This is a genomic window from Sulfuricurvum sp. (assembly GCF_049587615.1).
Lineage (GTDB): Bacteria > Campylobacterota > Campylobacteria > Campylobacterales > Sulfurimonadaceae > Sulfuricurvum.
Window position 1 is genome coordinate 1 of sequence record NZ_JBAVEF010000061.1, and the last position, 10,026, is coordinate 10,026.

A 10,026-nucleotide genomic window follows, 5' to 3' on the forward strand; every position below is an offset into this window, starting at 1 on the left:
TTTGTGTTCAGCCGCCTCTTTTAGACGTTTGGATTCACGAAGACGCTCCTGAACTTTTTCAAGTTCATCGGCAATTCCCGCACTTCGCCCGCTAAAATAGTTTTTAACCGGTTCAGCCAAAATGTAGAACAAAATTCCGGCAAAAATCAGGAAGTTTACCGTTCGTTGAACGATGTCCGTAGAGCCCTCTGCACCAGCATCCGATCCAAACAGATAGGCGCTGAGCATTAATACTGTAACGATTATTTTACTCATTGCGACCCTTATATCTGACTTAGTTTTGCTGATACAGCAGATTGGAATGCAGGTACTTCATTTTGAAGCGCTGCTATCAACCGTGTTCGTTCTGCAGACAGTTCGCCTTCGAACGTTGCGTACTCAAGTGCTAATTCAGCACGTTTTGTCTCTATTTTGCTATTGGCCAGCGCTTTGGCTTCTGCAATAACTTTTTCTCTTAATGCCGCTGCTTCCAGTTTAGCATCACTCATAATCTTTTCAGCTTTGGCATGAAATGCAGCGATTTCAGAATCGTTGTTGCCAACAAGTTCCAAATCTTTTTTAATATCTGCATCCCTTTTTTCCATATAACTGAAAAGAGGTTTGTAAAGCAAACTGTTTAGTAGGGCAATAAGGACAAGGAAGACAATCAGTGTGCTGCCAAGCAGCATCGGACTTATATCTAACATACCACCTCCTAAAAGTTGCGTGATTATACAACTTATAAATTGAAGGGACAGTTAAACGTAAAGAGATATTAAGAGAGTAGGTCTAAAAATGAGTCAATTTGATCATTATCGTCAAATTCGATGGTTAACTTGTAACCTTTCGTGCCACATTTATAACCATTTGCACTCAAATACTTTTTCAATGCAGAAAAATCCAACCCTTCAACTTCCGTAGAAGCGGTTGGCGTCGTTGAGGGGAGTTTGATTTTTTTAACCATATTCTCCACATCGCGAACGCTCAATTTCTGACCGATAATAGAATCGATCATCATCGTTTGCTCGCTCGCTTCGAGTCCCAAGATCACTTTGGCATGACCGGCACTGATTTTTCCCTCGACGAGCGCTTTGCGCCCTTTTTCGCTCAGCTGCAAAAGACGAAGGGTATTCGTGATCTGTGCACGGCTTTTGTGAACCGTCTGGGAGAGCTGTTCATGGGTCAGTTCATGAATATCGATCAGTTCCTGATATGCCTGTGCCAAATCGATCGCATTGAGTTCATCGCGCTGGATATTTTCAATCAGCGCCTGTTCGCGCATTTGCTCATCGCTGACGGAGACAATAATCGCTTTGATCGTTTTGTTTTTAGCGAGTTTGCTCGCACGTAAACGACGTTCGCCTGCAATAAGGATATACCCATCCAGATCTTCTTTGACGACGATCGGCTGCAGCAAACCGTGCGTTTTGATCGACTCGGCAAGCTCGCCCAACGATTCAGGATCAAAATGTTTACGGGGTTGATAGGGATTCGGGCGGACTTTGGTTAAAGCAATCTCTTCCACCCCTCCCTTTTTCGGAAGCTCGTTGTCGTACGCTTCTTCGATTTCACTGAGGAGTGCCCCCAGCCCTCTTCCTAATGCGGATGCTTTCGCCATTCTATTCCTTTAGGCGATGATGGCGTGGGCCAAATCTTGGTACGCCATTGAGCCGCTCGATTTTACATCGTACAAAATGGCCGGCTTGCCGAAACTCGGAGACTCCGCCAATTTAACGTTACGGGGGATAACAATGTAATCATCACTCCCACCCGATTTAAAGAGTTTTGCTTGGAAATGTTGACGCAAATCGGCGAATACCTGACGGGAAAGGTTATTTTGCGCACTGTACATCGTCGGCAAAAACCCTTTGATCGTCAATTTCGGATTGATCGTCTTACGAACCAATTTGACTGTGTTTAAAAGCTGCGCCAACCCTTCCAATGCAAAAAACTCGCACTGGATCGGGATAATGACCGAATTGGAAGCCGAGAGGGCATTGATCGTCATCGGCCCCAGAGCCGGAGGGGAATCGATGATAACGTAATCGTATTCGTCTTTGACCTGAGCGATCGCCCGTTTCAAGATCAGTTCGCGCCCTTTGGCATTGTCCGCGTCGTAATACTCTTTTTCAACCCCGACAAGGCCGATATTCGAAGGGGCCAAAAAAAGTTTCGGCAATGAGGTTTTTAAGATGATTTCTCGCAGTTTTTTAGCACCGATCAGAACATGGTAGATATTAAACTCATAATTGTTGCGATGATACCCCAATGAGGTCGTTGCGTTGGCTTGCGGATCGGCATCGATCAGCAATACTTTTTTTTCGGCAACGGCTAGGGATGCGGCTAAGTTGACGGCGGTTGTGGTTTTACCCACTCCCCCTTTTTGATTGGCGATAACAATAACTTCACTCATCGTAAACTAAATATCCTTTGGCTGTCGCACATCAACGATCCGTCTTCCAATAAAACGGCCCGTTCCAATGCAACTTTTTCATTATTGTTGTGAGTAAAATAAACTCTGCTGTTCTCAAATTCTATCCGGTATTTACTAAAAATCTGCTTCCAGGGTGGTAAATTTTTAAACAGTGCACAATAATCTTTTGTTAATTCAACCGATCCGATTTCGATATCGATTTTCGAAAAATTCTCCGGTGCCGACCCCAAATTGATCCCGATACCGCACACTACCGTCTCACCGATGAGATTGGTAATGACCCCGCCGATTTTTTTCTCTTCCAGATAAAAATCATTGGGCCATTTTAGCCATACTTTCGAGCCGTACGAAGCTAAAAGTTCTTTCATTAAAAAAGCAACATAGATCGAAGTAGATTCGAGTTTTAAATCCTCCGGAAAATCAGAACGCGAAATCGCAAGGGAGATAAAAAGGTTCCCCTCCGCACCGATCCAGCTATTCCCGCGAGACCCTTTCCCCATCGTCTGCGAGAGCGCACCGACACATACGGGCCCTTTTAGCCGTCCCCCTTTGAGTTCGTTGATCAAAAAGGTTTGGGTCGAGTCTAGCGACTCAAACCAATGGATGTCCACACCCGATCCGTTTTCCGTTGAGATAATCAACGACTGAAGTCTCTTGTTTAGAAGGGGCTTGAACCTTCATAATGCGTAATGAGCCTCGAGCACACTGTACCACAATGCTCTCTTTGTCGATCCCCTTAATGATCCCTGCTTCCCCTGAGGAATTTTCCTCTTCGAGCTGCATGGCTTTGATTTTAAGTCCCGATTCGGTAAAGATTCCGGGCCAGGGGGTGAACGCACGATAGCGGTTATAGATTTCCCGCGCATCGGTAAAATCGATCAACCCTTCGGATTTGGTGATTTTTGTACAATGGGTTGCTTCCGCATCGTTTTGGGCAATCGCACTGCGGCGATCCCAATGGCGGATTACATCGAGGGTGAGTTTCACCGCCGCATCGGTCAGCCGCCCGTACAAAGACTCTACCATCTCCTCCGGAGCTATGGGGAGCGTTTCAATCTGGATAATGGAGCCCGTATCCAGCCCCTCATCCATCCACATCGCCGTAACACCGCTTTGGGGATCATTGTTCAGCAAACTTTGCTGTATCGGACTCGCACCGCGATACTGAGGAAGGATCGAGGCGTGAAGATTGACACACGGAGCATGTTCCAATATCGCCTTAGGCAAAATCTGCCCGTACGCCGCAACGATAATCATATCGCATTCGATGGATAAAAACTCCGACACAACAGCTTCGTCGCGCAATCGTGTCGGTTGTATCACATGGATACCCGCAGATTCAGCCAAAACTTTAACGACAGGAGGAGTAAGAACCCCTTTTCGCCCTACCGGCTTATCGGGCTGGGTATAAACGGCAACGACCTCGACATCTTCGGCGTCAATCAACGCTTCGAGGATCGAGGCGGCGTAATCGGGTGTCCCCATAAAAATAACGCGGGTCATTGAGACACTTCCGCAGCTTTGAACAAACTGCCTCCGCGATGTTCCCCCGCAATCAAAAAGCTTTTGGCATCGCTCAGATCAAATCCGCTGGCCAAGAACATCGCGCTTCCCCGCTTGAGGAGGAAATCGGCTGCTTTGAGTTTCGTCACAATCCCCCCCGTCGCGAAATTATGGTTCGGGGTAACTTCCATAGAGAGTTCTTCGGCACTGATAGACTCGATGCGGGAACGGACTTTAGCATCCGGAAAGCTGCGGGGGTCTTTGTCATAATAGGCATCGATATCGGAAAGAATCACGAGGAGCTCAGCACCGAAATGGTAGGCCGCATACGCGGAGAGCTGATCATTGTCTCCGAGTATGAGCTCTTCCGTTGCCGTCGCATCGTTTTCATTGATAATCGGGACAACATTGTGGGCCAAAAGTGTTTCGATCGTATCTTTCGCTTTTTGGGACTCTTCGGCCGTATTAAAATTCGCCGCCGTTACCAGCACTTGGGAGGGGAGAATCGTGTAATGTTCAAACATTTTACGGTATTTGTTCATCAAAATCGGCTGCCCGATGGAGGCAAGGGCTTGTTTATTTGCCAAAATCTTTTTATCGAGTTTGAGTTCGGTATACCCCGCCGCGACGGCACCGGAAGAGACGAGGATCACTTCGTAGCTTTTTTTAAGCTCGGCGATAAAATCGACCAGACGCTGCATCCGGTCTTTTGCTATCCGATTTTGTTCGCTTAAAACGGCGCTCCCGACTTTAACAACGATCCGCTTCATGCGCGCTCCGTTACGACCATTTGATAAAGTGCGTAGGTGAGCGGTTTGATATTCAAGTTGATCGCCGAAGAGATCGGTGCGATAAATGCCGGCTTGGATCGGTCATAAAAAGCTTTATCAAAATCGGCTTGTTCGTACACCGGATATTCATCGCTAAAGGCGAATCGGCTTTTTGCAACCGGATCAAACCCCAGCAATTTCAAAAATGCATTGGTTTTTTCAATCGCCTCTTCGGGAGTCATCGCATCGGCACGGGTGAGGGCAATCGCGAAATTACGCTCGGCTAAAAGAGGTGAAAAATTTTCAAGCTCTTGTTTGAGGGTAACGTATTGATACTCGAGTTCATGGTAGGAGGCCAAATCGATCATAAACAACAGGGTTTTCGTCCGCTCGATGTGGCGCAAAAATTTCAACCCTAGCCCTTTTCCTTCCGAAGCACCGCCGATAATACCCGGGATATCGGCCATAATGTACGAATCAAACTCGCCGATGTTAATCTGTCCGAGCTTCGGCGTCAGTGTCGTAAACTCATAGTTTGCCACTTCGGGACGGGCATTGGAAACGGTAGAGATCAGCGTCGATTTACCGACATTCGGAAATCCGACCAGTCCGACATCGGCAATCAGTTTAAGATCCAGCCGCACCACACGCTCCACCGCCGGTTCACCCGGCTGGGCGTACATCGGTTTTTGATTCGTAGAGGATTTGAAATGGACATTTCCGAGACCGCCGCGCCCCCCGGTCAAAAAGAGGACCTCTTTTCCGTCTTCGAGAAGATCCAAAAGAACTTCTCCGGTCTCCACGTCCACTACCTGGGTTCCCGGAGGGACGACAACGACCAATCGCTGCCCCGCTTTTCCCGCCATGTTGGAGCCTGATCCCGGCTGCCCTTTGCCGGCTTTGAGGTTTTTATTCCCCTGAAAATGGGCCAAAGTATGGGTATTGTTATCCACTTTGAAATAAACATCACCACCGCGACCGCCGTCTCCGCCGTTCGGGCCCCCTTGAAGGACATATTTCTCTCTGCGGAAAGCAACACACCCTGCTCCCCCTTTTCCGGATGAGACGGTAATTTCTACACTATCACTAAACATATATGTCCTTAAGGTTGTTTTGAACATTTGCCTCGAACGAGACAACTATTATTTGCTTAACACTGCACTTAGTACGAAAGCACACAATTAAAAAGATAATTTTGGAAATGGATTCAAAATCGGGCGAAAGCCCGATGCAAGTGAAAATTAAGCGGCAGGGATGATAGAAACTTGTTTGCGTTTTTTGTCTTTACGTTCAAACGCAACGACACCGTCAACCAACGCATACAATGTGTGGTCTTTACCCATACCCATGTTTTTACCCGGGTGAACTTTTGTTCCGCGCTGGCGGATAACGATGTTACCTGCACGTACGAATTCACCGCCGTATTTTTTGACACCGAGTCTACGTCCCGCTGAGTCGCGGTTATTCTGTGTACTACCCTGACCTTTCTTATGAGCCATGCTGTCCTCCTACTTTAAAATAATTACGCAGCGATCTTAACGATACGAACGCGTGTGTGATCTCTACGGAAACCACGTTTCAATTTACTGTCTTTACGACGACGTTTTTTGTAGATCACGACTTTACGGTCACGACCTTCATTGATAACTTCAGCTGTCACAACAGCACCCTCTACAAATGGAGTACCGGTGCGGAGTTCACCGTTATTCACGGCAAGAACTTCTTTGATTTCGACGGTGGTTTTAGGATCAAGTCCCATTTTATCGAACAAAAGGATATCACCCTCTTGAACTTTATACTGTTTTCCGCCGTTTTTGATAATTGCGTACATTAGCGTTCCTTACTTACAAGTCTACAAAAAGTGGCGAATTATAGCCAACGTATATTTAAGCTTGGTTTAAAATGTATAGTTTAGAGTGGAATCTCACACAATGACTCCAATTACTGCCGTTTATTTTTATCTTAATCGGAAAGGACCCCCAACCGACCCCACACCTTATCCGTTAATTTATAACAGCAATAGGTGTTTTTAAGTGATAAACAGTCATAATTCTTTTTGACTTTAATTATATAGGTATGTTTTTGTGATTGATACGCTTCTCATTGGAAAAATGGTGATCATCTTTGGTGTCTCACTCTTTTTGATCAAACTCCTCATCCGCTACGCTCCGATACTGGGATTGGTAGATATCCCAAATCACCGCAGTGTCCATCAAAATGTCACCCCCAGAGGAGCAGGTATCGCGATGATACTGGCCATCATCCTCTCAGATGTTCTCTTTTGGAACGAAATCGTTTTTACCCATCTTATCTCGTTCATCGCTATCTTTTTTATTTTTGCAGTCGGTGTACTGGACGACCACCGTGACACCACCCCGAAAACGAAATTTGTTGTCATCATCGTCGCGGTTTTACTCCTCTATGCCGACGGTCTGTGTATCGATTCACTGGGAGTTATTTTCGGTATTGAGTTTGATTTGGGGTGGTTTGCAATCCCCTATACGATTTTTGCGATAGCGGGGTTGACCAACGCTATGAATCTGGCTGATGGACTGGATGGTTTAGCCGCAGGGATGGGGATCGTCATTCTCTCTGCATTCGCACTGATCGGATTCGAACACCACGATCTTTTTTTGATCTATCTGTCGCTGTCGTTCATTACCGCTATGAGTGCATTTTTGCTGTTCAACTGGAACCCGGCAAAAATTTTTATGGGTGATAGCGGCTCACTGACCGTGGGCTTTGTGATCGGTGTCTTGTGGATCAAAGCGCTTCCGTATATTCAACCCACCGTCATCTTGTTTCTAGCAGCTATTCCTGTAATGGATACTCTCATCGTTATGATTCGGCGCAAACGGAACGGCAAATCGATGTTTTCTCCGGATAAACTCCACATGCACCATATACTTCTCCATTTTTTCAACGGCAACGTCAAAAAAACCGTCCTCTTTATCGTTTTGTTACAACTCTTTTATTCAATTCTGGGATACGAGCTCAGCACTTACCCGCATCAACGCTATATCATTATCTTTTTTCTACTAAATTTGGCGATGCTGTACATTTTGCTCAATGCGATGATCAACAAACAACACCCCTTTGCACTTCGCAAACGTCTTAAAAAAAACAAATCCTCCAAATAATTGATTCGACTTCTTGCAAAACCCTCTTTGGGATGGATCCTCTGGTCATACCCTACAGGGCACGTGAGCCCGAGGACCTCGAAGAGGTTCTTGTGCCCTTCTGGGTATGACGAAGTCCGTCATTCCCGCGAAGGCGGGCATTGTGCCCCCTGCGGGTAAATCCAGCTTTTTACAAATAAACATACGTCGCCATAATCATCAAATAGAGAAATATCGTTGTACGAAAATGCTTGTAATCCATTTTCTCTTGTTGTTCAAGCATATTAGCCGTAGTAATTCCCACAAGCATATAAAAAGGTATGACCTGTAAACAGGAAAAGTGTGAAAATGGGCCAAGATTCGCGGGAAAATAGTAAAAAATGTAATCGCCAAATAATATATGATAAGGGATATTGACAATCAATTCGATAAAAATTGCTTCGGTGCCCAATAACAATCCTGACCTTAATGTACTCATTGGTGAATTGTGTAAAAAAACAACACTTCGCCAATACGTATAAAAACCAAGCGTACCCCATACAAACGGGAACAAATAACTAATATTCCCATTATGCGTCGGATAGAGATGGTACTCCCATAAAGGAACCCCAAAGATTATGGAATATAGGGTATTGACAAAGTCTTCCCCAATTACACCCAATAATGAAAATACAAAAACAATGTAACCTAATTTTTTCCAATCAGGGCGTAATAACCGTTTAGCAACCATACAGAAGAAAGCATAAAAGAGTATGATTAACCCAACACTATAGAGTATAGTATTTAAAACATTGATCTCAAACATTTGTTTCGTCCCCTCTACTGGCTTATAACGTTTTTTGACTAAGAAGCTTTATAATTTTTCGTATTGTTTGCCATGCAGATTTTGGTGTGCTTTTGCCACTCCAAAAACGCAATGCTGCTTGATGTACTTTTGTGTTATGTAACAGTTTTACCACTCTTTCAATGATCCAATCCCATCGCAGCAAAAGTTTTTGCAGCAGTTCCATCGCTTTAAAACGTTTTTTTAAATTCTTTTGCCATAGCTGTTGATAGTTATCAAGATCACCATCAGCGATTGCTTCAGCGGCATAGCGTGCTGAACGCATAGCATAATAAATTCCTTCATACGTGAAAGGGGAAACTTGTCCGGCAGCATCTCCGACAAACAAAATATTATCTTTGCGATAGAGGTCATCTTTCCAAAGAGGAATATAGTACCCTCTCGCTTTCGGTATATATTTCAGTCCTAATTTTTCACAAAAATGGCCAAAATAGGTATGGACATTGGATTCATCTTCACAAGCGAGTCCAATGTGTGTCCCATTGTTGTGAATAAACGACCATGCGTAATAACCTTGCGCAATATCCCGACCAAACCAAAATTCACATTTAGCGGTTAATGGCTGTTCTACTTTAGCATAGAGTGTCAATACTCTTTTCGGCAACGTTCCTGTTACTGCTTTTCGTACGGTAGAATTGACACCATCCGCGGCTATAATGTATTTTGCCTGTATGCGAAGCTCTGAAGTATTGGTTTTGATGTAAGCCAATAAACCGTCATACGATTTAAAATAACCTTCGATTACTTCTGCACCTTCATTTTGAGCCAATGTTCGCAAGTACGTATCAAATTCTAATCGATTCACAATCGCCAAGGGTTCTTTTTCAAGACTCACATCAACGCCAAATAGGCTTGGTGCTACAAATTTTATCGTATTAACCTGATGAGCAATTTTCGCTTTATCTAAAGCAAATTCATCAAAAGTTTTTAGCAGTACTCCACCGCCACACGGTTTTTCAAAAGTTAAACTTTTTTGTACCAATAAAACCTTGTATTTTTTTTGGGCTAAAAATCGTGCCGCTGTCGCTCCCGCCGGACCACCACCAACAACCAATATATCATAATTTTTTATCATCGGTAGAACGATACACTAAATTATCTTTATCGTTTATAATTTAAAGTGCACAGGTCATTAACCTAACCGTGGCAAAGAAAATTTTTCCTGCAATAAGACGCCATCCGTAGGCTTGACACGTCTGCCAGCCACGGAGCTTTAGGTATATTGCAGGGGAAAATTCAGATCAAAATTAAAATATTCTGTCGCAACAACACTCCAAGAGCCCGATTTCGTGCAGCAGTGCACAGGAATATCGGAAGCGTTCTGTTGTTGGGGCGATTTTCTTTCGCTTCGTTTCTTATGAAAAAGAAAGGAAGGTA

At 44.6% G+C, this 10,026-nt stretch carries 12 protein-coding genes and 1 pseudogene; 1 reads left to right on the forward strand and 12 read right to left on the reverse strand.

Annotated features, from left to right (window positions below):
- The 10 genes and pseudogenes from WB308_RS11895 to rplU form a co-directional block, all read right to left on the reverse strand.
- Positions 1–255: pseudogene (locus WB308_RS11895) on the reverse strand (F0F1 ATP synthase subunit B); the annotation flags it as partial.
- 8 nt (positions 256–263) lie between these two features.
- A complete protein-coding gene (locus WB308_RS11900) occupies positions 264–686 on the reverse strand; it encodes a F0F1 ATP synthase subunit B' (protein ID WP_424191807.1) in 423 nt (140 codons plus the stop codon).
- A gap of 68 nt (positions 687–754) precedes the next feature.
- Positions 755–1,597 carry a ParB/RepB/Spo0J family partition protein gene (locus WB308_RS11905; protein ID WP_424191809.1) on the reverse strand — a complete coding sequence of 281 codons (843 nt, stop codon included), beginning with the start codon at positions 1,595–1,597 and terminating at the stop codon, positions 755–757.
- Positions 1,598–1,606: 9 nt separating this feature from the next.
- Complete coding sequence (locus tag WB308_RS11910; protein ID WP_299932118.1) at positions 1,607–2,392, reverse strand: ParA family protein; 786 nt, start codon at positions 2,390–2,392, stop codon at positions 1,607–1,609.
- Complete coding sequence (locus WB308_RS11915; protein WP_424191811.1) at positions 2,389–3,024, reverse strand: biotin--[acetyl-CoA-carboxylase] ligase; 636 nt, start codon at positions 3,022–3,024, stop codon at positions 2,389–2,391. The genes WB308_RS11910 and WB308_RS11915 overlap by 4 nt, the downstream gene beginning before the upstream one ends.
- Complete coding sequence (gene fmt, locus WB308_RS11920; protein WP_424191813.1) at positions 3,005–3,916, reverse strand: methionyl-tRNA formyltransferase; 912 nt, start codon at positions 3,914–3,916, stop codon at positions 3,005–3,007. The genes WB308_RS11915 and fmt overlap by 20 nt, the downstream gene beginning before the upstream one ends.
- Positions 3,913–4,686: a glutamate 5-kinase gene (gene proB / locus WB308_RS11925; protein ID WP_424191815.1), complete on the reverse strand. Its 774-nt coding sequence runs from the start codon at positions 4,684–4,686 to the stop codon at positions 3,913–3,915. The genes fmt and proB overlap by 4 nt, the downstream gene beginning before the upstream one ends.
- Entirely contained in the window at positions 4,683–5,780 is a 1,098-nt protein-coding gene (obgE, locus tag WB308_RS11930; RefSeq protein ID WP_424191817.1) for a GTPase ObgE, read from the reverse strand. The genes proB and obgE overlap by 4 nt, the downstream gene beginning before the upstream one ends.
- Positions 5,781–5,927: 147 nt before the next feature.
- Positions 5,928–6,185, reverse strand: coding sequence for a 50S ribosomal protein L27 (gene rpmA, locus WB308_RS11935; protein ID WP_015654103.1), 258 nt, complete (start codon positions 6,183–6,185; stop codon positions 5,928–5,930).
- Positions 6,186–6,208: 23 nt separating this feature from the next.
- Entirely contained in the window at positions 6,209–6,517 is a 309-nt protein-coding gene (gene rplU / locus WB308_RS11940) for a 50S ribosomal protein L21 (protein WP_424191820.1), read from the reverse strand.
- 253 nt (positions 6,518–6,770) lie between these two features.
- On the opposite strand from rplU, the gene WB308_RS11945 reads away from it, so the two are divergent.
- Positions 6,771–7,826 carry a glycosyltransferase family 4 protein gene (locus WB308_RS11945; RefSeq protein ID WP_424191822.1) on the forward strand — a complete coding sequence of 352 codons (1,056 nt, stop codon included), beginning with the start codon at positions 6,771–6,773 and terminating at the stop codon, positions 7,824–7,826.
- A 169-nt stretch (positions 7,827–7,995) separates the two neighbouring features.
- On the opposite strand, the gene WB308_RS11950 is transcribed toward WB308_RS11945, so the two are convergent.
- Complete coding sequence (locus WB308_RS11950) at positions 7,996–8,610, reverse strand: hypothetical protein (protein WP_424191824.1); 615 nt, start codon at positions 8,608–8,610, stop codon at positions 7,996–7,998.
- Between the two features lie 22 nt (positions 8,611–8,632).
- Positions 8,633–9,724 carry an NAD(P)/FAD-dependent oxidoreductase gene (locus tag WB308_RS11955; RefSeq protein ID WP_424191826.1) on the reverse strand — a complete coding sequence of 364 codons (1,092 nt, stop codon included), beginning with the start codon at positions 9,722–9,724 and terminating at the stop codon, positions 8,633–8,635.
- Between the last annotated feature and the right edge of the window lie 302 nt (positions 9,725–10,026).